Annotated in this window: 18 protein-coding genes and 1 riboswitch; of the genes, 11 read left to right on the top strand and 7 right to left on the bottom strand. The window is 64.3% G+C overall.

The features are described from left to right. Positions 1-95 precede the first annotated feature (95 nt). Positions 96-1523 carry a hypothetical protein gene (locus tag PIN31009_RS21240; protein WP_150791502.1) on the top strand — a complete coding sequence of 476 codons (1428 nt, stop codon included), beginning with the start codon at positions 96-98 and terminating at the stop codon, positions 1521-1523. On the opposite strand, the gene PIN31009_RS21235 is transcribed toward PIN31009_RS21240, so the two are convergent. After that, positions 1510-2547, bottom strand: coding sequence for a LysR family transcriptional regulator (locus tag PIN31009_RS21235; RefSeq protein WP_150791501.1), 1038 nt, complete (start codon positions 2545-2547; stop codon positions 1510-1512). The two genes, PIN31009_RS21240 and PIN31009_RS21235, sit on opposite strands and share 14 nt — an antisense overlap. A gap of 151 nt (positions 2548-2698) precedes the next feature. Here PIN31009_RS21235 and PIN31009_RS21230 point away from each other — a divergent pair, with 151 nt between their 5' ends. From PIN31009_RS21230 to PIN31009_RS21215, 4 genes are all read left to right on the top strand, one after another. After that, positions 2699-3694, top strand: a complete 996-nt coding sequence (locus PIN31009_RS21230; protein ID WP_150791500.1) for a zinc-dependent alcohol dehydrogenase family protein — start codon at positions 2699-2701, stop codon at positions 3692-3694. Between the two features lie 111 nt (positions 3695-3805). Next, positions 3806-3913: riboswitch (ZMP/ZTP riboswitch) on the top strand. 98 nt (positions 3914-4011) lie between these two features. Further along, complete coding sequence (gene glyA / locus PIN31009_RS21225) at positions 4012-5259, top strand: serine hydroxymethyltransferase (protein ID WP_058377781.1); 1248 nt, start codon at positions 4012-4014, stop codon at positions 5257-5259. Positions 5260-5277: 18 nt separating this feature from the next. Continuing rightward, positions 5278-5760 (top strand): transcriptional regulator NrdR, encoded by a 483-nt coding sequence (gene nrdR / locus PIN31009_RS21220; RefSeq protein WP_150684874.1) that lies wholly within the window; start codon positions 5278-5280, stop codon positions 5758-5760. Between the two features lie 282 nt (positions 5761-6042). Next, positions 6043-7161, top strand: coding sequence for an autotransporter outer membrane beta-barrel domain-containing protein (locus tag PIN31009_RS21215; RefSeq protein WP_174997320.1), 1119 nt, complete (start codon positions 6043-6045; stop codon positions 7159-7161). Positions 7162-7330: 169 nt separating this feature from the next. On the opposite strand, the gene PIN31009_RS21210 is transcribed toward PIN31009_RS21215, so the two are convergent. Then, on the bottom strand, positions 7331-8392 hold the full coding sequence (locus PIN31009_RS21210; RefSeq protein WP_150684872.1) for a porin: 1062 nt from the start codon (positions 8390-8392) through the stop codon (positions 7331-7333). 551 nt (positions 8393-8943) lie between these two features. Then, the gene (locus tag PIN31009_RS21205) at positions 8944-9882 is read right to left on the bottom strand and encodes a LysR family transcriptional regulator (RefSeq protein WP_150684871.1); all 939 of its coding nucleotides are present in this window, start codon (positions 9880-9882) and stop codon (positions 8944-8946) included. A gap of 174 nt (positions 9883-10056) precedes the next feature. Between PIN31009_RS21205 and PIN31009_RS21200 the strand changes: the two genes are divergently transcribed. From PIN31009_RS21200 to PIN31009_RS21185, 4 genes are all read left to right on the top strand, one after another. Next, a complete protein-coding gene (locus PIN31009_RS21200; RefSeq protein WP_150791498.1) occupies positions 10057-10962 on the top strand; it encodes a VOC family protein in 906 nt (301 codons plus the stop codon). 31 nt (positions 10963-10993) lie between these two features. Then, on the top strand, positions 10994-11983 hold the full coding sequence (locus PIN31009_RS21195; RefSeq protein WP_343039044.1) for an NAD(P)-dependent oxidoreductase: 990 nt from the start codon (positions 10994-10996) through the stop codon (positions 11981-11983). A gap of 92 nt (positions 11984-12075) precedes the next feature. Then, positions 12076-13590, top strand: a complete 1515-nt coding sequence (locus tag PIN31009_RS21190) for an aldehyde dehydrogenase family protein (protein ID WP_150684868.1) — start codon at positions 12076-12078, stop codon at positions 13588-13590. Positions 13591-14086: 496 nt separating this feature from the next. Then, complete coding sequence (locus tag PIN31009_RS21185) at positions 14087-15457, top strand: DUF3100 domain-containing protein (protein ID WP_150684867.1); 1371 nt, start codon at positions 14087-14089, stop codon at positions 15455-15457. Positions 15458-15630: 173 nt separating this feature from the next. On the opposite strand, the gene PIN31009_RS21180 is transcribed toward PIN31009_RS21185, so the two are convergent. The 4 genes from PIN31009_RS21180 to PIN31009_RS21165 form a co-directional block, all read right to left on the bottom strand. After that, positions 15631-16209: an EF-hand domain-containing protein gene (locus tag PIN31009_RS21180; protein ID WP_174997318.1), complete on the bottom strand. Its 579-nt coding sequence runs from the start codon at positions 16207-16209 to the stop codon at positions 15631-15633. A gap of 56 nt (positions 16210-16265) precedes the next feature. After that, a complete protein-coding gene (locus PIN31009_RS21175) occupies positions 16266-16511 on the bottom strand; it encodes a hypothetical protein (protein WP_058377790.1) in 246 nt (81 codons plus the stop codon). Positions 16512-16601: 90 nt separating this feature from the next. Then, the gene (locus PIN31009_RS21170; protein ID WP_217426823.1) at positions 16602-17090 is read right to left on the bottom strand and encodes a hypothetical protein; all 489 of its coding nucleotides are present in this window, start codon (positions 17088-17090) and stop codon (positions 16602-16604) included. Between the two features lie 329 nt (positions 17091-17419). Continuing rightward, positions 17420-18631, bottom strand: coding sequence for an MFS transporter (locus PIN31009_RS21165; protein ID WP_150791494.1), 1212 nt, complete (start codon positions 18629-18631; stop codon positions 17420-17422). A 754-nt stretch (positions 18632-19385) separates the two neighbouring features. Between PIN31009_RS21165 and PIN31009_RS21160 the strand changes: the two genes are divergently transcribed. Together PIN31009_RS21160 and PIN31009_RS21155 are read left to right on the top strand one after the other, a co-directional pair. Beyond that, the gene (locus PIN31009_RS21160; protein ID WP_150684863.1) at positions 19386-20030 is read left to right on the top strand and encodes a TetR/AcrR family transcriptional regulator; all 645 of its coding nucleotides are present in this window, start codon (positions 19386-19388) and stop codon (positions 20028-20030) included. A gap of 11 nt (positions 20031-20041) precedes the next feature. Further along, complete coding sequence (locus PIN31009_RS21155) at positions 20042-20998, top strand: LysR substrate-binding domain-containing protein (protein ID WP_150684862.1); 957 nt, start codon at positions 20042-20044, stop codon at positions 20996-20998. Positions 20999-21052: the final 54 nt, after the last annotated feature.

Raw genomic sequence — 21052 nt, 5'->3', positions numbered from 1 at the left:
AGCAGAATCCGCCGATTCTGGCCTCGGCTGTTGGTGCGCAGAACGGCGCGCGGCGGTGGCCTCTTCAAACGATCACATGATGATGGAGGATCGCCATGCAGCGCGTTGACCTTGCCCGTCCCTACCGCATCCCGGAAAGCAATCACCTGTCGCCCGTGCCGGAAACGTTGCCGCAGCCGGATGCGGCTTGCCCAGCGCTGCCGGAGATGGGGCCGCACGGCATGTACGGCGCCGTCGTCGGACACGATGGCAGCACGGCGGCGCTGCCGGCGATCGGCCCCTACGATTTCTCGTCGGCAGAGCGCGTGCGCGACGCACTGCCGATGGGCGCGACAGGGGCCGCAGTGCGCATGACACTCGCGTCTCACGCGAATGCCACGCAGTACGTGGTCAAGCGCTGCCCCGACGCGTGGCACACGACGCAGGCATGGCTCACGTCGCGTCTTTTCGGCGCACTGGGGTTGCCGACCCCGACGACGTTTCTTGTGCGCGGGTGCGACGAGGCGTTCGATGGTACGCGGGAGTCCGGCAGGTTGCATCTCGCGAGTGTCTATCTGGCGTCGTATGAAGACTTCGGCCTCTGGCTGGTCGGCGAAGAAGCGCGGCGGGCAGTCGTGGGGCAGGCGCAAGACCGTGAGCGCACGACGATCTGCGATGGCGCACGCATCGGCGCCCACATGGCGGGCCGCGTCATGGAGAAGTTGTGCAAGCAGGAGCGGGTGGCGTTCTGGGAGCTCTCGCCGCAATGCGCGCGGATCTACGCGGGCGAGGTCAAGAGCCGCAACGCCATGCTCGGTCTGCTCTGCGAGATGTTGCCCGACGTCTACCAATGCGAGCTGGAGCGGCACTACATTGCCGCGCTCTGGCTGGGCAACTGGGACTTGTGCAATGTGTTCATGGAAAACGTGGGTGTGTGGCGTGACAAGGAGGATTTGCCGCGCATGATGACGGTGGACTTCGGTGCGTGTCTGGAGATGGGGTTTCAGGGCACCTGCAAAGACTCCGGTTATGCAGTCGCCGTAAATCAACGGGAAGGGTTGCCGGCACTGCCGCCACTGACCGAGACGTTCCGGCCCGATGCCGCCTGTTTCGCGTCGGCACTACCGGCCGATGCGCTGACCGATCTCTCGCAATTCCCCTATGGCGAACAGTACGCGCCGTTCGTGCGCCGATTGAAGGGGTTCACGCCGGACGCCAGCGAGGACGTTGTCGTCGAAGAACTGAAAGACCCGACCGGCACGCGCGCCGTGGCCGCCGAAATGGCGTACCGGCTCGGCAGAATTCATCAGGAAGCGCTCTTGCCATGGGCGAACACCGCCAACGAACTTGCCTGTGCAGAGATGGGCGGTGCGCCACCGCAGGGGCGATGCGATGCGCCGGCGCAAGTGCACCATCTGCTGTCCCGGCGCGACAGTCTCGTGCGGCTGCTGGGCGGCGAGTGGGGGGCGCAGGCATGGGCGCTCGCGCATCCGACGCGGGCTGCGGCGATCATGGCGCAGCAGTCACCTTTCATGAGTCTTTGAACTCGGGCATGAGCGCCGACATCAGCGCGTCGATGGCGGCGCGCAGCTTCGGCGACGGATGGCGCGTATCGGGCCAGACGAGATGCAGCGGGGTGCCGGCCGAGCGGGTGTCGGGCATCAGTCGAACCAAGGTGCCGTGGCTCAGGGGCACGGCGGCGAGCCAGTGTGGAATGCAGGCGACGCCCAGCCCTTGTTCCGCTGCCGTGACCAGCGCCACGAGGTCGTCGAGCACGAAACGCGCCGTGCGCCCCCGGCGAAAACCGGCGGACGCGCGGCTTGTGGGCGGCGGTGGATTCGCTTCGGCATCGGAACGCGTATCGGAATGTGTATCGGATGTATCGACGCGGCCATCGGGGCGTGAGGCGTCCGGCACCGCGCATGGCACGAACGTCGGCCATTCGTAGAGATTGCCGCCCCGGCCGTACATCAGGCGTTCATGATCGGCCAGCTCCGCGAAGGTGCGCGGGGTGCCGTATTCGGCCAGATACTCGGGCGACGCGCACAGAATCATCGTCTGCTCGCCGAGCGAGCGTGCCTTGAGGCCGGGCGTATCGTCGAGCCGCCCGCTGCGCACGGCCAAGTCGTAACCTTCCTCGATCAGGTCGACGCGCCGGTCGCTGAACGCCATTTCCAGACGCAGTTGCGGATGTGCCTTGGCCATCGCCAACAGCACCGGGGCAATGCACTGCCGCCCGATCTGTACCGGCATCGTCACGCGGAGCTTGCCCATGGGCGATTGTGTTCCTGCGCTCAGTTCGTCTTCCGCCTCCGACAACTCGGACAACACCTTGATACAGCGCTGATAGAACGTCTCGCCTTCGTCGGTCAGATGCTGGCTACGTGTCGTGCGGTGAAAGAGCCGCACGCCCAGCCGCGCTTCGAGCCGGGCGATGCGTTTGGCCACGGCCGAGCGCGTCAGATGCAGCCGCTCGGCGGCACCGGCAAAGCTGCCTGCGTCTACCGCCGCCACAAACGCGGAGATGCCCGAAAGCCGGTCGGGCGTATAGCCGTCAGTTAATCCCATTAATTGATTCCAATATGTCGCCAATAAGTGGATAAATTGCCATCACTGCTTCGAAGTATTCTCCAATAAGCTGATGCTTGTCTACCCAACGCGCTTTCGGTGCGGCGGGGCTCCCCAAGATAAGGATCTAGCGATGACGACGATGAATACGATGAAACAGTGGCAAATGGCGACGCTGGGCGAAACCGCACTGGAACTCGCCACGGTCGATATTCCGCAGCCCGGCCCGGGCGAAGTGCTGGTGAAGGTGAAGGCGGTGTCGCTCAACTTCCGCGATGCGTTGATGATCGATACCGGCATGGGCTTGCCGGTGACGTTCCCGTTCGTGCCGGGCTCGGACATGGCGGGTGAGGTCGTCGCCGTCGGCGAGGGCGTGACGCGTGTGGCGACGGGCGACCGGGTGATCAACACGTTCTGGGACCGCTGGCTCGACGGCGAAGCGGCGCCGGCCGGGCTCAAGGTCTTCGGCGGCACCTTGCAGGGCGTGCTGCGCGAATATGCCGTGTTTGCCGAAGACACGCTGCTGGCGGCACCGGCCACGCTCGACGACGTGGCCGCGTCGACGCTGACGTGCGCCGGGCTGACGGCATGGTTCGCGCTGTTCGAGGCAGGCCACAAGTTGCAGCCGGGCCAGACGGTGCTGTCGACCGGCACCGGCGGAGTTGCCTTGTTCGGCGCGCAGTTGGCGCTCGCCCACGGCGCGAAGGCGATTGTGACCAGCGGCAGCCCGGACAAGCTGGCGCGCGCGGCGGCGCTGGGGGTGACGCACGGGGTGCAGCGCCGCGAAGGCTGGGCCGACGAGGTGCTCGCGCTGACCGGCGGACGCGGTGTCGAACAGGTGCTGGAACTGGCCGGGGGCGACATGGCCGGGACGATGCGGGCGCTGGCGCCGAACGGGAAGGTCTCCGTCATCGGCATGCTCGACGGCGAGACCCTGCGCGCGCCGGTCTACGGCGTGCTGGGCAAGCGGGCCCAGATTCAGGGCATCGGCGTGGGCCATCGCCGGGCGCTGGCCGCGCTGGTCGCCGCCGTGGACCGCCATGAAATCGTGCCGGTGGTCGACGCCGTGTATGACTTCGCCGAGTTCGGTCAGGCCTTGGCACACCTGCGCCGGGGGGCGTTCGGCAAGGTTGTTGTGCGCGTGTAACGGGCGTGGAGGGGGCGTAGAGGGGCGTAAGAGGGGCGTGGGAGGGGCGCGCGCAGCGGGCGGCATGGGCGGTTGCCTAACGCCCAAAGCTCGCATACACTATCGACGCCACAAACCCCGCGTGACTGGCGATTAGGGCGCACAGCCTTGTGTGCCCGAGGTGGAGCAACCCACCGGGAAGCGCTGGGGTCTTATTTGCCGTTCGCCTGGGCAGCCGTGATGGTTGGTGCTGCCCTGTCTATCGTCTTCCAAAGCACAAAGGAAGATGCGCTGCGCCATCCCCTCCCGGAAAACCTGTTCAATTCAACGCAAACGCCATGTTCGATAAATCGAAATCCACTGTTGCCGCCGTCGATCCCGAAGTCTGGGCCGCGATTCAGAAGGAAGATCAGCGTCAGGAAGACCACATTGAGCTGATCGCGTCGGAAAACTACACCAGCCCGGCCGTGATGGAAGCGCAGGGCTCGCAACTGACCAACAAGTACGCGGAAGGCTATCCGGGCAAGCGCTATTACGGCGGTTGCGAATATGTCGACGTCGTCGAGCAACTGGCGATCGACCGTGTGAAGGCGCTGTTCGGGGCAGAAGCCGCGAACGTGCAGCCGAACTCGGGCTCGCAGGCTAACCAGGGCGTGTATTTCGCCATGCTCAAGCCGGGCGACACGATCATGGGCATGAGCCTCGCGCACGGCGGTCACCTGACGCACGGTTCGCCGGTGAACATGTCGGGCAAGTGGTTCAACGTGGTGAGCTACGGCCTGAACGAGAACGAAGACATCGATTACGACGCTGCCGAGAAGCTCGCGCAGCAACACAAGCCGAAGCTGATCGTGGCCGGCGCCTCGGCCTTCTCGCTGAAGATCGATTTCGAGCGTATGTCGCAGATCGCCAAGTCGGTCGGCGCGTACTTCATGGTCGACATGGCGCACTACGCCGGTCTGATCGCTGCCGGTGTGTACCCGAACCCGGTGCCGCACGCCGACTTCGTGACCACCACGACGCACAAGAGCCTGCGTGGCCCGCGCGGCGGCGTGATCCTGATGAAGGCCGAGTTCGAGAAGCCGATCAATTCGGCCATCTTCCCGGGTATTCAGGGTGGTCCGCTGATGCACGTGATCGCCGGTAAGGCCGTCGCGTTCAAGGAAGCCGCCACGCCGGAATTCAAGGCTTACCAAGCGCAAGTCGTGAAGAACGCACGCGTGCTGGCCGAGACGCTGGTCGCGCGCGGTCTGCGCATCGTGTCGGGCAAGACCGAATCGCACGTGATGCTGGTCGATCTGCGCGCCAAGAACATCACCGGCAAGGCTGCGGAAGCCGCGCTGGGTGCTGCGCACATCACCGTGAACAAGAACGCGATCCCGAACGATCCGGAAAAGCCGTTCGTCACGAGCGGTGTGCGTCTGGGTTCGCCGGCAATGACCACGCGCGGCTTCAAGGAAGACGAAGCCAAGCTGGTCGGCAACCTGATCGCCGACGTGCTCGACAACCCGGAAAACGAGGAAAACCTGGCCAAGGTGCGTGCACAAGTGGCCGAGTTGACCAAGCGTTTCCCGGTCTACGGCTAAGCGGACGGCCCCGCACGCATGCGTTGCCCGTTCTGCCGGCATGACGACACGCAAGTCATCGACTCGCGTGAAGCGGAAGACGGCGCTGCCATTCGGCGGCGCCGGCGCTGTCCGTCGTGCGACAAGCGATTCACCACCTATGAGCGCGTCGAGCTGACGATGCCGGCCGTCGTCAAGAAAGACGGCAGCCGCGCGGAGTACGACCGTGCGAAGGTGCGCGCCAGCATGCAGTTGGCGATTCGCAAGCGTCCTGTGAGTGCCGAAGCGATGGATGCCGCGATTGCGCGCATCGAGTACAAGCTGCTGGCCGGCGCGGAGCGCGAAGTGGTGAGCCAGCGCATCGGCGAACTGGTGATGCGCGAGCTCAAGCGTCTGGACAAGATTGCGTACATCCGGTTTGCGTCGGTGTATCGCAGCTTCGAAGACATTGCCGAATTCCGCGATGTGCTCGAAGAGATCGACACTCCCGACGTCAAGCCCAAGCGCAAACCTGTGGCCTGAGCGCGAACGCTGCGAATGCAAGACGGAAAACCCGTCGTGCCCGAAAGGGGACGGCGGTTTTTTTATTGGTTATTCATTTCGTGAATTTAATGTCGAACATTTACATTTTTGGGAAATTATTCAATTAAGGACTGGGTGATGTATTAAAAGAACGTAGCGGTGACCGGCTTTCCATAAGCCGCCTCATAGAATTCGCGAGCCTTGACGGATGGCGATCTGCCGTCGTCTGGCGCGTGATGAAGCCATTCATCATGTCTCGCGAATTCAATGAGAGGTTGTCAAATGAAAGCAGTGAGTTATCCATCGTTCGCGCTCCGCGTCACCGGAATGTTCACGGCGGCGGTTGTGCTTTTTTCGATGGCGGTGTCACCGGTGAAGGCTGACGAAGCGGCTGAAATGCGCAACACGCTCATCGTGCTGTCGGGCGCGGCGCTGTTGAACAACGCCGTCACGGCCCAATCGGCGGCCAGTGCCTTCCAGCGGGCCATGCAAACGCGCACGATGAGCGGCGGCGTAACGTTCGATGACACCACCGGCAAGGGCCTTGCACCCGGCAACGGCGATCTCGTCGGTTGGGCCTCGTTCACGGGCGAGCGCTCGCATCAGAACGGCGAAACGCGGTTGTTCGACGTGCGTGGCGTGAACGGTGCCATCGGTGTGGACTCGCGAATCGACGCGAACACCATCGTCGGTGGCTCACTGGGCGTCGGGAATCACAACTCCGAGATCGACGGGCATCTGGGCGAGGCCGGCGTCAACAGCGTCAGTCTGGGCGTGTACGCGTCGCATCTGAGCGACCAGCAATGGTTCGTCAACGGTGGCGCGACGTACACCAACCACAGCGTAAAGACCGATCGCAATGTCGACACGAGCGATGCTTCACCACGCGTTAAAGGTAATACGCGAGGCAACACCTTCGGTGCGTTCGGTGAAATGGGCCGGCGCAATGCACTCGGCGCCGTCCATCTGGATTCGACACTGGGCATGCGCTTTTTGTCCACGCGCCTGAACGCCTTCGACGAAGCCGGTGGCGGCGACGCCAGCGCACCGAATGCCCTAAAGGTCGGCTCGCAGTCGCGAACGTCGACCCGTGGCATTGTCGGCGTCCGCCTGTGGCACGAATTGGTCAACGTGGCAGGCGGCAAGGCGATTCCCTCGCTACGCGTGGCCTATGAGTACGAGTTCGGCGACAAGCGCAGCAGCCTGACCAATGCGTTCTACGGCGCCACGCGTTCGTTCACGGTGCAGGGCGCAAAACTCGGGGCCCATATCGTCACGGCCGAGCTTGGCGTTGACGTTCAGTTCGATAACCAGCTCGAAGTGCATGTCGGGGGCAATATGAGCGCACGCCGCGGCGAAACCACTGTGGGCGGTGGTATTGGGGCGAAGTACCGCTTCTAAGCCTCTTTTAAGCCGCTTTTAAGCCACCGCTCCTCCGGCATAGGTGAAGGCAGCGCGTCACGACGACCGCGTACACAAAGCAAAACCCGCCGCAGCCCAAAGGGCCCGGCGGGTTTTTTGTGACGTGACCGGTGTGCCGGTCGTGTGCGGCTATGTGACGGCAGCGGCTTCAGAAGGAGTGCGAGATCCCGATATACGCGCCGGTCTGGCCTTTTCCGGGCGGTGGGTTGTCGAGCGAATCACTCGGAATCGCGGCGACCGAGAAGCTCTGGTTGGCGCTGTTCAACACGTAGGCGACGGTGCCATACAGGAAGGTGCGCTTCGAGAGGTTGTACGTCGTGCCCAATTCGAACATGGTCGCGTGACCGAAGCTCGGCACGTTGACGTGATACACGGCGGCATTCGCGGCCCACACTTGCGTCGCCTGATACTTCACGCCGGCCCAGTAGTGGTCGGCACGCGTGGCGAAGTTCGGGGTCGGCGCGTCCGGTGCCGACATGTGGGTGTAGCCCAGCGACACGGTGAAGCGGTTCAGGAAGATGTTGGCACCGGCGAAGTACTCGCGCGACGATGCGAACACGTCGGTGAACCGCCCGTTGGAATCCCGAATTTCGTCGTACAACGCGCGCAACTGGAACCGGTCGTGCGTGTACGTCAACTGGGCGCCCAATCCCCGGCCGCTCGTGAACTGCCCGACGACGTTCGAGAAAGCGTACTGGCTGGCGATATCGAAGCCATACCAGTTCGGGCTCTGATAATTGACGGTGTTACTCGCTTGCGGCCAGTTACGTCCGCGTACCAGCGACGCCGACGAGAAGGCCTGCTGCTGGAACGGATCGAAGTCCCATACCCCGTTACTGATGAACAGGTTGCGCCCGATCGTGAACTGCCCCCAGCTCTGCGAGACGAAGCCCACCAACGCGCGACGGTCGAAGATCGAGCCCGAGCCGTTGTTGTTGTAGCCGTTCATCAACTGGAAGCCGCCTTCCAGATTGAATACCGCATGCAATCCCTGCCCGAGATCCTCGTACCCCCGCAGGCCGAACAGGCTCGTGCCGTAGTCACCGCCCTGCGCACTCCAGCGCGAGGTGGTGCCGCCGTTGCCGTCCTGCAAGTTGCTCATGTATTGAAAGCCGCCATCGAGACGGCCATACAGTTGCACGCTGGATTGCGCGTGCGCGATCGTTCCGATGCTGCAAAGCAGGCTAGCTGCGATGAGCTTCTTTTTCATGGTCTGCTCCCCAGGTTGCGTTTGCCCCGCACCTTCGACTTGCGTGGTTATGACCGTCGTCGCGCGTCGTCCATGCGGAGACAACGCATTACGCCTTCGGTAAAGCCTGAAAAATCGTCACGAGTGGTGAGACATCGGCATGCAGGAACGCCGGGGCAACGCGGGCCGCGTGAGGGGACGCGGGCGCTTGCGAGTGATGCCGTCACGCTCTGGTCGTCAGAGTTCGTAGTCATGGCAGTCCACTGGCGTTGGGGATGCAGCGGGCGCGGTATTAACGCGGGCCGTGCAACCGGGATCGGTGGCGAAGGCGGTGGGTGGCAACCGTTAGCGGTGCTGTCACGCAGAAGAGACTTTTGCTGTCACGCAAAGCGCACCTTCGCTCGAATGGCTCATTTATATCCGAATTCGATGCCCCGCAACATCGGGTAAAGGCTTAGTACCCCGACTGTTGCGCGGCTACAACCTGGTGGCGCTATTCCAAACTGCGGTATTGCCAACGGCGGGCAATGAAGTGGACAACAAACCAGACAACGACGCCGCCTGCGCGGGGATCAGTCCGGCGCGCCGAACGCCTCCATCTTGCTGGCCAGATGCGTGAGCAGCCGATTGGCCGCGCCGGAAAGCCGCCGCCCTGCGCGGGTAATGAGATGGGCTTCGGCGCTCGCCAGAATCGGATGGTCGACGGGCAGCGCGCTCAGCACGCCGGCCTCGATCTCCTGCGAGACGGCAAACGTCGGCAGGAAGGTCGCGCCGAGCCCCGCGCGGACGAAGTGCTTGAGCACCGAGATCGAGTTGGTCGTCACGGTCGCGTTCAGGCGGTGCTTCTCGGCTTGCTCGGCCAATTCCATCAGTTGGCGGGTGCCGTACGCGCCGTGCATGAGCGCGAGCGGGGTGTCGTAAAGGTCGTCGAGTTTGAGCGCCGAACCCGGCGGTTGCTGCGCGAGCCGGGCGCGCAACGGCGAGTCGGGCGCCACGATGGCGTGCACGGGCTGGCGCATCTGGGCGCGCGAGACGATCTTGGGCTCGGCGGGCGGGTTGTACACCAGCCCGATATCGGCGTCGTCCTCGGCCACGGCGCGCATGACCTCGTTCGTGCCCGCGAGATCCAGCGTGAGCGTGATGTCCGGGTAGCGCTTGCAGAAAAACCGCAACGGCGCGCCCATCAGGTCGCTCACGAAACCTTCTCCGACGGCGAGCCGGATGTGGCCGCGCCGCAGCCCTCTCACTTCTTGTAGCTTCGCCAGCAGGTCTTCCTGATGCGCGCGCTGCTCGCGGTAGTACTCCATGAGCAGGCGGCCGGCCTGCGTCAGGTGCACCCCGCGCTTGTGGCGCTCGATGAGCGGCAATGCCAGTTCTGCCTCCAGCAGCGCAATCTGACGGCTGACGGCGGAGGGAGCGATGTCGAGCCGGTCGGCAGCGGCGCGGATGGTGCCGCACTGCACGGCTTCGAACAGATAGGGCAGGCGGTTTTCGTTGATGGCGGGTGTCATGCCCTAAAGACTAATAATTAGAACAAAAATCTTCAAGCGTTGTCATTGAGCGTCGTTTTTTTTCACTCCACACTGCGAAGCATGCGGATCGGCCCCATCGACGGGCAACGAACCCAGGCGAGGCCTGACGACGGCGGCCCGATTCCGCGCCAGATTTCACGTGAGGTGCCGTAGATGATTCCTCCGGGCAATACCCGATTCGGTATCGATCATCCGCTGGTGACGGTGCATGACCATCCGCGGCGTCTTTCGCATTACCAGCGCATGGGCTTCACGCCGTCCCCGGTGTCGTATCACCCGTGGGGCACGGTGACCTCGCTGATGATGTTCGGCAACAACTTCATCGAGCTGATCGGTGTAGACGACGCCCGGAAGTTCGGCACGAACGCGCAGGGCGACTTCTGTTTTGGCCGGTTTCTTGGCCGCTTTCTGGCTCGCGAGGAAGGCGTATCGCTGGTCGCGCTGCATAGCAAGGACGCGCGCGCCGACCATAGCCGGCTGACGCAGGCGGGCATCGAAACACAGGGGTTCATCGATTTTCGACGGCCGATGACCAAACCCGACGGCACGCGCGACGAAGCCGTGGTCTCTCTCGGGTTGTTTATCGACGACCGGCTTGGCGATGCGTCGAATTTCATCTGTCACCAGCATCGGCCCGAGCTGATCTGGGTGCCGGCGTGGCAGCAGCATCCCAACGGGGTGACCGGCATCGTGGGCGTGACCTACGTGACCCCCGACCCGGAGGCGCTGCGCCAACTGGCCACGCGCTGGCAACGGATCTACGGCGCGCGCCATGTCGACCTGTATCAGGGCGGCGCGATGGCCGATACCGGATGCGGGCATTTGCGGGCGCTTTCGCCGCAACGCGCCGAGGCCCGCTTTGCCGCCGTGGGGTTGCCGATGGCACAGGCCACACGCACCCACGCCGTGGCGCTCACGCTGCACGCGCCGGACCTCGCGCACATCGAGGCGTTATGGCGCGAGAACGGCGTGCCGTACGGCTACAACGAGCATGGCCTCGTTGTCGAACCGGAGTTCGCGGGTAATGTGGTGCTGGAGTTCGTGAATCACCATCACTGATGTCTCCCTGAATATTCCGTAGTATTCCAAAATAATAGCGTGTTATGAATCAACAACCCGCCGGTGCAGACCGGGGGGCGGAACAACGCGGCATCGCCCGTGGGGGCGGCGCCATTCTCGCAGTGAAACTGGAGTCAACATGAAAATCATCGGAGTGGTCGGTCTGGGCAATATGGGGCGTGGCATGGCGCTGTCGTTACAGCGCGGCGGCTTCACGGTGCTCGGTTTCGATCCGTCGCCGGCCGCCGGGGCGGCGCTGGCGGAGGCGGGTATCGGCTTGCGCAATTCGGTCGCGGAACTGACCCGCGAAGCCGACGCGCTCGTGCTCTCGCTGCCGACCTCGCAGGTTGTCGAAGCCGTGGTGAACGGTGCCGACGGCATTGCCGCCAACGGCCGCGAAGGGCTGATCGTGATCGACACGTCCACGGCCGATCCGCAAAGCACGCGGGCGCTGGCGGTGACGCTGCGCGAGAAAGGTATCGCGCTGGTCGATGCACCGGTCTCGGGTGGCCCGAAGGGCGCGCTGAACGGCACGCTCACGATGGTGCTGGGCGGCTCGGTCGACGACATCGCCCGCATCGAGCCGGTGCTGGCAACGATGTCGGCCAAGCGCGTGCACATCGGCGATGTGGGTGCGGGCCATGTGACCAAGCTCATCAACAACCTGATGTGCGCCGCGCATCTGATCGTGGCGGGTGAAGCGATGCGTCTGGCCACGGCGGCGGGTGTGGAGCCCGCGCAGGTGCTCGAAGGCCTGAACGCCGGCTCGGGCCGCAGCGGCATTACGCAGACCAATTACCCGACGTGGATTCTGAACGACGCGTTCGACTCGGGCTTCACGATGAAGCTCATGCGCAAGGACGTGCGCTTGGCCATCGCGCTCGCCGAGCAGACCGGCACGCTGGATACCGGGCCGCTGTCGGCCGAAGTCGGCCGCTTGTGGGCCGCCAGCGCAGCCTCGGTCGGTGACGACGAAGACTTCAACCGCATCGTGCAGTTCATCGAAGCCGGTCGCGCGTAATTTCACCCATTCATTGACACTCCGAGGGGCTGTAACTGCCGCCTCGGGGTGTATCACGTATCACGTACCACGTATCGCACGGAGTTATTTTCATGGCAGACAACCAAGCCGCCGCTTTGCTTGGCGCATTCGCAAAGTTCTTCCCCAACGCCACGACCATCGGTTCGTACGTCAACGGTGAGCTGGTCACGGGCACCGGCGAGAGCACGATCGACATCGTGAACCCGGCTACCGGTCAGACGGTACTGGCTTACCGCGACGCGGGCGCCGACGTGGTGGCGCAGGCCGCCGAGGCGGCGCAAGCCGCACAAAAGACCTGGTGGGCCCTGACGCACGCCGCACGCGGCCGTGTCATGCAAGCCATTGGCGCGAAGGTTCGTGAGAACGCCGAAGCGCTGGCGCAGCTCGAGTCGATCGGCGCGGGCAAGCCGATTCGCGATTGCCGTGGCGAAGTCGGCAAGGTCGCCGAAATGTTCGAGTACTACGCCGGCTGGACCGACAAGTTCTTCGGCGACGTGATTCCCGTGCCGAGCACGCACCTGAACTACACGCGCCGCGAAGCGATGGGCGTGGTGTTGCAGATCACGCCGTGGAATGCGCCGGTGTTTACCTGCGGCTGGCAACTCGCCCCGGCAATCGCCATGGGCAACGGCGTGCTGCTCAAGCCGTCGGAACTGACCCCGGCCAGCTCGCTGGCGGTGGCAGCACTGGCCGAACAAGCCGGCCTGCCGCGCGGCCTGATCAACGTGCTCGCGGGCTTCGGTCACACGACCGGGCAAGCCGCGATCTCGCATCCGGTCATCAAGAAAGTGGTGTTCGTGGGTTCGCCCGCAACCGGCAGCAAGATCGCTACGGCAGCGGCGCAGCGCCTGTTGCCGAGCGTGCTGGAACTGGGCGGCAAGTCGGCCAATATCGTGTTTAACGATGCCGACCTCAAGCGTGCTTGCCTTGGCGCGCAGGCGGCCATCTTCTCGAGCGCCGGCCAGAGCTGCGTGGCGGGTTCGCGCCTGCTGGTGCAGCGCGGCGTGTATGACGAGATGATCGAGATGCTGGCGCGCGGTGCTGAAAAGATTCGTGTGGGCGAGCCGTTGGACGACGCGACCGAAGTCGGCCCGATCTGCAACCGCAACCAGTATCAGCATGTGATGAACATGATCGACGCTGGGGTGGCGGGCGGGGCGCGTCTCGCGGCCGGTTCGCAGCAGCGCAGCGACGGCGGCTTCTTCGTGCGCCCGACGGTGCTGGCCGACGCGAACAATCAGATGGGCGTGGCGCGCACCGAAATCTTCGGGCCGGTGGTGGTCGCCATTCCGTTCGACACGGAAGAAGAGGCGCTGGCGATCGCCAACGACAGCGAGTTCGGTCTGGCCGGTGCCGTCTGGACGCAGGACGTCGCCCGCGCGCATCGCGTGGCCGCGCAGGTCAACGCCGGTACGTTCTGGATCAACGGCTACAAGACGATCAACGTGGCGTCGCCGTTTGGTGGCTACGGCCACAGTGGCTACGGCCGCTCCAGCGGCGTGGAAGCGCTGTACGAATACACGCAGACCAAGAGCGTGTGGGTCGAGACGGCCGCCAACCCGGCCACGCCGTTCGGTTACGTCTGATCGTTTGATGGTCTGATGGCTTGACGCGCAGGGCGTGCGGCTTCCGGCCGCGCGCCCGCTGGTTTCCCGCCGCTTTCCCGTTGTACGGGAGCCGCGCCCAAGCCATGAGAATGTGCTGTCTTCTTGTCGGTAGTTGTTTGGAAAGTGAGGTTAACGTGTCAGGCGCCGGCCGTGAGGCCCCGTTTGTCGCGTCGCCGTTTCAGCCTGCGAGATTCGTGGCCTGAAGGGGTTTTTTACCCGCGTATAATGCCGCCCTTCGGGTGGTTCTGCGCGGGGCGCTGTTACTGTCACCGAGGCGTGCCAACATGTCGCTGCGAGGCGCTGTGGGGGAAGTCCGCAGCAGTCGGGCGGACGGCGCGTCGAATTACCTCGACCACCGGTTGATCCAGCATTGACCAGCGGTTACTTACAACGTTAATCACCGAATTGTTCGTACCCCGTCCGGTCGACCGGATGGCACCGGACCGGTTCAACAGCAAGTGCAGTGGAGACCCAGATGGCAGTCATGGAACAAAACGCGGCCAAGCCGCAAGGGGGCGCCTTCAGTGATGGCGTGCGCCTGTACGTATGGGCGATCGTGATTCTCGTGATCGCAGAGCTGATTGGCGCAATCAGTATCAAGGCCGGTCACGGCAAGATCGTGCTGTTGCCGATGGTCTGGGCGTTGTTGCTCGGCGCCGCGCTCGGTTTGTCGTCGGCACGTCTGCCGCGCTTCGCGCAGATCGATCTGCCGATGCAACATAAGGCTGCCGCCATTCTGCAACCGGCGCTGCTGCTCTTCGTCGCCAAGCTCGGCCTGCTCGTGGGCGGCTCGCTGCCCAAGCTCGTGGCCGCCGGTTGGGCACTGGTGTTCCAGGAGTTCGGCCACTTCGTCGGCACGATCATCCTCGGCCTGCCGGTCGCCCTGATGCTCGGCATCAAGCGCGAAGCCATCGGCGCGACCTTCTCGGTCGGCCGTGAGCCGAGCCTCGCGATCATCGGCGAAAAGTACGGCTTCGATTCGCCGGAAGGCCGTGGCGTGCTGGCCGAGTACCTGACCGGTACGATCTTCGGTGCCGTGTTCATCTCGCTGTTCGCCGGCTTTATCGCCAGCCTGAACATCTTCAATCCGCACGCGCTCGCGATGGGTGCCGGTGTGGGTTCGGGCTCGATGATGGCCGCTGCTGCCGGCGCCATCGCGGCACAGCAGACGCCGGAAGTCGCCAAGGAAGTCGCCACGTTTGCCGCGGCGTCGAACCTGATCACGACGACCATCGGTACGTACTTCACGCTGTTCATCTCGCTGCCGCTCGCCGTCTGGGGCTATCGCGTGATGGAGCCGGTGCTGGGCCGCATGACCAAGCGTGGCCGTGCCAACGCCGAAGCCGCTGCCGTGGCCGACGCCGAAGCCGCACAGGAACTCAAGCAAGCCAGCAAGGCGCACACCGTCGACATGAACTTCGGCGCGCGTCTGTTCGCCTGGGTGTTCTCGGGCGCGCTGGCGCTGCTGGGTAACAGCATGGCCTTCAAGACGTCGTTCATCGACGGTGTGCCGGGCATGCTCGTCATCATCGGCGCCGTGCTCGTGGGCGAAGCGCTGTACTACATCACGCGCCGCAAGGTGCCGGCCGTGTGCTGGGTGTCGTTGGTCGCCATGTTCCTGACGTCGCCGGCCTTCCCGTACGCGCCGATCGTCGAGCAGTTCACCGGCAAGATCAACTTCCTGTCGCTGGTGACGCCGATGCTGACCTTCGCCGGTCTGTCGGTTGCCAAGGATGTGCCTGCTTTCCGCAAGCTGGGCTGGCGCATCGTGGTCGTGTCGTTCCTCGCGAACGCCGGCACCTTTATGGGTGCAGCGGTGATCGCGCAGTTCTTCACGCATCCGTAATGTGTGTCATGGGGTGTGTCATGGGCGCTTGAAACGAGCGCCCGTGATGTGAAGCCTCCGGTGGTCGACCGCCGGGGGCCGAAGTCTGAATAGAAAACGCCACGGCAATCGGTTGCCGTGGCGTTTTTTTATTCACCGGAGCGAGGCGGTTTGTACTTGCCGCCTGACCCGGTTCAGGGCTTCGTTGTGGCTGCGTCGGCCTGAGAGCGCTCGTGATAGTAGCGGCGGAAGTAGGCGCGAATCTCGGCGGGTGAGAGTTTGCCGTCGTGATTGACGTCGATCTCGTCGAAATGCTGGTACAGGAATGGCTCGGTGGCGGCGACCTCGTCACGGCTCAGATAGCCGTCGCCATCCTTGTCGGCCGCCTTGAAGTAGCGCTCGAAGGTGGCGCGCCGGGCTTCCAGTTGACTGCGTTGATAGGCCGCCCATTCATTGCGGTCGATCTTGCCGTCGTGATTGGTATCGATAGCGTCGAACGAGCGCTGCAAATACAGGCCGAGCGCGGCGTTCTGGTCGGCGGCATCGCCGAAGTCGGGGCCGGCGGCGGGCGGCGGCGGTGCCGTCGGTGTTGTCGGCACCACGCCGTTGATCGGTGCGCGCGTCTGCGCGTAGCTCGGCAGCGCGGCCAGCGAGAGCGCCGCGGCACCGGCACAGAGCGTGATCGCGGCTAACGTCGCGCGGCCGATACGGCGCGTGCGCAGGGTTTCAATCGTTCTCAGCGAACGTTGGCGTTTGGTTTCGGAAGTGGTCATGTCGCACTTTCTCCTGAATGTCATGAGGTAGGGCGGGGCGCAACGTCGGGCGCCGATCAGCGGCGGCGGTCGCCCGTCACGACGTTACCGATCACGCCACCGACCACGGCACCCCCGACGGTCGTGCCGAGGTCGCCGCCGGAGATCAGTGCGCCGCCAAGCGCGCCGACACCGGCACCCACGGCGGTGTTACGTGACTCACGCGGCGTCATGCCGCCGCATCCTGCCAGCGAGCCGATCAGCGCAGCCCCGAGAAGCAGGGTGCCGGCAGTGCGCGAGATCCGTTGTTGAGTCGTTTTCATGAAGCATGGCTCCTTCAAAGGGGCACGGTGCCCCGGGTCTTGCAGGCCACACCCGATTCGATCGTGCGGGCCTGCTGTTCGTGGAATGCATCAGTGGGCCGTGTCAGACCCGTTCTCCGGTGCGCCCATACCATTGGCCGGGTTGCTCTCCTGATACGCAGGAGGCGGGGGCGGCGGCGGATACGGACGCCCTTGAGCATCGGACGGATACGGTCGGCCATAGCCATCGGTCGGCGGGTACGGACGCCCGTAAGCGTCGGTCGCCGGTGCCACTGGTACCGGCGGTGCAGCGTACGGGCTGCACGGTGACCCGGCCGGATAAGGCGGCGGCCCACAGTTCGGCTGATACGCCGGGTTGGTCGACTCGTTGCCGCGATACGGCAGACGAGGTTGCGGCGGCGCTTGGTACGCGCAGCCCGCGATGGTGAGCAGCACCGCGGCGAAACCCGTCGCGGTCACCGCGGAAGCCACGCGTCGCGTAGATGGACGCAGCGGACGCGGCGCACTCGATGCGCGTGTTGCGCCCTGTTGCGTATTGGTAGCGACGCCGGAATTAGCGTCAGTTCGGTTAGTTCGCATCATGACCTCCTTGCGAGGGTAGTGTTCATCCCACCCGTCGTCATCATGGATAGACAAGGGTTCGACGCTCGATGCGTGAATTAGATCGCGCGATCTTGTAAGTCTTTGTAATGGCCCCGCGGGGGCCACTTCGCGAACGCAATCGTCTCGAACTACGCAAGCAGCGTTAGTTAACTTTAGTACATGGGTTTGCGTATGTGATGCACTCCGAACTATGTAGGAAGGCGCTGACACGCGCTGAAGGACGGCGATGTAGGACACGCGGACGAGGCCGCGTGAAAAGCGATTGCATGCCGCTTTAGTGCCGCTTCAGTGCCGCTCTTGGCGCATCACAAGAAGCGTGCGCTGCGCGTCCCTGAAGCATGCACGGCGCAGGCGAGCAGGGCGGCCACCAGCCCGAATGCACAGACGCCGTCCCAGCCCCACGCACTCCATGCCATCACGCCCAGTGCGGAGCCCAGCGCACCCATCAGAAAATACACACTCATGTAGAGCGTATTCAGGCGGCTGGTGGCTTCGGCATCGAGCGCGTAGATACGCGTCTGGTTGGCGATCTGCCCGGTCTGCACGCCGAGGTCGAGCACGATCACGCCGAGCGCGAGGCCCGCGAGACTCGCCTGCCCGATCCAGAGCGCGGCGAACGAAAGCACCACGGCGCCGATACCCACCCACAGCACGCGCCGCGGTCCGCCGCGATCGGTGAGGCGTCCGGCAAGCGGGGCCGCAAGCGCGCCCACGATACCGATGACACCGAAGGTGCCCGCCACGCCGGCATGCTGCCCATGCACCGGACTCGCGAGCCAGAGCGTGAGCGTCGACCAGAACGCGCTGAACGCCGCAAACAGCAGGCCGCCGATGAGCGCCGACTGCCGGAGCGCACGGTGCCGCCGAAAGAGCGTGATCATCGAGCGGAGCAACGCGGGGTACGTCATCGACGTAGTTGGTGGTGCGTAGGGCAAGCGTCGGCCGAGCAGGGCCGCGAGGCACAGCATGGCAAGGGCGGCCATGCCGAACATGGCGCGCCAGTGCCACCACGTTGCCACCCAGCCCGCGAGCGTGCGCGCACCGAGAATGCCGATGAGCAGACCGCTGACGACTGTGCCCACCACGGCACCGCGCCGCTCGGGCGGGGCCAGTTGCGCGGCGAGGGGCAGGATGTGCTGCGCGACGGTTCCCGTTACGCCGATTGCAAAGCTCGCAATGACGAGTACCGCGAAGTGGGGGGCCGACGCGGCGAGCAGCAGCGACGCACACAGGCCGAGCATCTGCCACACGATCAAACGCCGGCGGTCGGCGACACGGTCGCCCAGCGGGGTGAGCAGCAGCAGACCCGCTGCGTAGCCCAGTTGCGCGGCGGCGGGCACCAGCGAGAGTTGCCAGCCCGATGTGTCGAAGCGCGTGCCGATGTGGCCGAGCATCGGGTGACAGTAGTTGAGATTGGCGACCGCCAGCCCGCAGGCCATGGCCATTAGCCAGATATCGGCGCGGCGTAATGGGGCAGCGTGCGGTGCCGGGGAAGGAGATGCGTTGGAACGGAACATGATGAGCGGCGCGCGGGCTCATCCGGGGACTTGGCTTCGTGTCAGACGGAAAAATGCGATGCGCCATGATCCGGCGTGGTGCATGGCATCGCGTATCACGTCGTATATGACGATGACTGTTTCCCGTCAGTTAACTGACAGCCTATCGACAGCAGGCGGTCAGTCATTTGTCGGCGAGCGATCGCTGGGTACGCCGCGAAGCCAAAGTCTCGCTCACAGCTCCCTGATTCACGCTCGGAAAATGCCGATTGAAAAATGAGAATGCCGAACTGGTGACGGCTGACACGAAGGGTTCCCGGAGGCACGGCGGCAAGCGGAAAGTCCTCATGCTAAGGACGATGCCGCGGGCTGCGGGCATGCACGCTAAAACATCAGATAAGTCCCACGGCAACATCGCCGCCGTGGCTTGCAGATAAAGGCGTGCTGCCGTTGATGCCACACGCGGCGCAGCGCTTTTTTCGTCGGAAATGAGGCGAGCCGGCCATCGCATAGCGGCCCGTTTTCTGTCGATTTTCGAGGGGATGGGGTATGCGCGTAATACGCGGTAATCCGGCGCATAACGCGATGTCTGTCATCGCAAACCGCGTTGTATGCGTTGGAATACCGGGAAAGTCCGGGGGAGTGTTTGCGCTTAGTTTTCGCCGCAAGCTGCGTTGGCGCTGGCATACTACCCCCGCTGACGTTCGGTATTGACCTCAGCGTGAGGTTGAGAAATTTCGATTGAGGTGCGTGGCCTACCCGCGCAGGCTTACTCATGCCACAAGTCAAGAAAGAAGACATTCGTCTGGCCATCCTCGAAGCGTCGCACGCCCTTTTTCTCGAGAAGGGGTACGTCGAAACGACGATGGTGCAGATCGCCAAGCGCGCGGGTATTTCGCACGCGAACATTTACAGCTACTTCACCGCGAAGCTGCAAGTGTTCTTCTGCGTCTACGAGCGCTGGTTCAAGGCACGCATTGCCACGCTCGAAGCCGAAGTGCTTGCCGCCCACGGCGCCCACGCGCGCATGCGCAGCCTGCTCAGCGGCCTGCTGGTGGAGACGCCGCGGCTCGACAACGGTTTCTCGCACAACCTGGTGCAGGCACTGGCCACGGTGACGCCGGGCGACCCGTACGACCCGACACTGTTGCAGTGGTTTCGCGAGCGGCTCTCGGCCATGCTCGCTGCCAGTGCGCCGAGTCTCGCGCGCGACAGCGTACGGCGTGCGCGTCTGGTCGACATGCTGGTGCTGATGTTCGACGGCTGTCTCGTGAATCATCACGTCAACCCGTCATCCCTGCCGGATGTGGCGATGCTCGAAGAGTTCGTCACCGCCTTCCTGTCGGCCGAGCCTGCCGACCCGACGCCTGTGCCGCAGGGGGCCGGGCCGGGTTCGCCGCCCTCCGCGGCAGCGGCCTGAACAGGATCCCGATGCGTTCATTGCCCTGGACTGCCCTCAACCTCGGGCGCAAGCTCAAGTTCCATCAACTTCAGGTATTCGATCGTGTGCTCGAGACGGGCTCGCTGGTGCGCGCTGCCAACGAGACGGGGCTTACGCAACCTGCGGTGAGCAAGATCGTGCATGAGCTGGAGGCTTGTTTCGAAGGGCCCCTGTTCGTGCGCAGCAACCGGGGCATGCAGCCGACCGAGCTGGGCGAACTGCTCGGCCACCGCGTCAAGTCGCTGATGGCCGAGTTGCGCTACCTGACCGATGAGGTCAACGCGTTCAGTGCGGGCACCAGCGGGCATGTGATCGTCGGCACGCTGATTTCGGCATCGGCCGACTTGCTGCCGCGCACGATCGCCATGCTCAAGTCGCGGGCGCCCGGCGTGCTGGTGACGGTGCGTGAGGCCACCACGGCACAGTTGTTCCCGGCGTTGGCCAGCGGCGATCTCGACATCGTCGTCGGCCGCTTGCCCGAGCGCGCGCTGCCGGTCGCCAATGCCTTTGCGTTGACCCACGAAATTCTCTTCAACGAATCGCTCTGCGTGGTCGGAGGCATTCGTCACTGGGCCGATTCGGCGGCGCGAGTGCCGCTGGCGCAATTGCGCGAAGGGTCATGGATTCTGCCGGTGCCCGAGTCGCCGTCGCGACTGGCTGCCGAGCGCCTCTTTCACGATGCGGGGCTGTTGCTGCCCGAGGATGTCGTGGAGTCGCTGTCGATCCTGACCAATATCGGTTTGATGCTCGAATCGCCCCGCGTGGCGCTCATGCCGCGTGCGGCCGCCAAGCCGTTTGTCGACTCGGGTCTGTTGCGGGTATTGGCCGATACGGTATCGGGCAGCTTTGGCGACGTGGGCTACTCGCTGCGCTCGGACAAACAGCCGAGCCCGGCCTGCGAGCGCTTTGTGGCGTGTCTGCGCGAGGCGTGCGGTCTGAAGCCCTGAGCATGCGAGGGAAGGGTGAGGAAGGCGGCGGAGGGGAAAGAGACAGCGGGCGGC

Origin of the sequence: Pandoraea iniqua (assembly GCF_902459685.1) — a bacterium.
Taxonomy (GTDB): domain Bacteria; phylum Pseudomonadota; class Gammaproteobacteria; order Burkholderiales; family Burkholderiaceae; genus Pandoraea; species Pandoraea iniqua.
Note: the sequence above shows the minus strand (reverse complement) of the source record. Positions and strands in the feature narration are given on the sequence as shown.

Coding starts and splice junctions, on each gene's coding strand:
- PIN31009_RS21210 (WP_150684872.1), bottom strand. CDS start 8,392: ATGAAAAAGAAGCTCATCGCAGCTAGCCTGCTTTGCAGCATCGGAACG.
- PIN31009_RS21200 (WP_150791498.1), top strand. CDS start 10,057: ATGATTCCTCCGGGCAATACCCGATTCGGTATCGATCATCCGCTGGTG.
- PIN31009_RS21165 (WP_150791494.1), bottom strand. CDS start 18,631: ATGTTCCGTTCCAACGCATCTCCTTCCCCGGCACCGCACGCTGCCCCA.
- PIN31009_RS21235 (WP_150791501.1), bottom strand. CDS start 2,547: ATGGGATTAACTGACGGCTATACGCCCGACCGGCTTTCGGGCATCTCC.
- glyA (WP_058377781.1), top strand. CDS start 4,012: ATGTTCGATAAATCGAAATCCACTGTTGCCGCCGTCGATCCCGAAGTC.
- PIN31009_RS21170 (WP_217426823.1), bottom strand. CDS start 17,090: ATGCGAACTAACCGAACTGACGCTAATTCCGGCGTCGCTACCAATACG.
- PIN31009_RS21205 (WP_150684871.1), bottom strand. CDS start 9,882: ATGACACCCGCCATCAACGAAAACCGCCTGCCCTATCTGTTCGAAGCC.
- PIN31009_RS21160 (WP_150684863.1), top strand. CDS start 19,386: ATGCCACAAGTCAAGAAAGAAGACATTCGTCTGGCCATCCTCGAAGCG.
- PIN31009_RS21230 (WP_150791500.1), top strand. CDS start 2,699: ATGAAACAGTGGCAAATGGCGACGCTGGGCGAAACCGCACTGGAACTC.
- PIN31009_RS21175 (WP_058377790.1), bottom strand. CDS start 16,511: ATGAAAACGACTCAACAACGGATCTCGCGCACTGCCGGCACCCTGCTT.
- PIN31009_RS21185 (WP_150684867.1), top strand. CDS start 14,087: ATGGCAGTCATGGAACAAAACGCGGCCAAGCCGCAAGGGGGCGCCTTC.
- nrdR (WP_150684874.1), top strand. CDS start 5,278: ATGCGTTGCCCGTTCTGCCGGCATGACGACACGCAAGTCATCGACTCG.
- PIN31009_RS21180 (WP_174997318.1), bottom strand. CDS start 16,209: ATGACCACTTCCGAAACCAAACGCCAACGTTCGCTGAGAACGATTGAA.
- PIN31009_RS21240 (WP_150791502.1), top strand. CDS start 96: ATGCAGCGCGTTGACCTTGCCCGTCCCTACCGCATCCCGGAAAGCAAT.
- PIN31009_RS21190 (WP_150684868.1), top strand. CDS start 12,076: ATGGCAGACAACCAAGCCGCCGCTTTGCTTGGCGCATTCGCAAAGTTC.
- PIN31009_RS21215 (WP_174997320.1), top strand. CDS start 6,043: ATGAAAGCAGTGAGTTATCCATCGTTCGCGCTCCGCGTCACCGGAATG.
- PIN31009_RS21155 (WP_150684862.1), top strand. CDS start 20,042: ATGCGTTCATTGCCCTGGACTGCCCTCAACCTCGGGCGCAAGCTCAAG.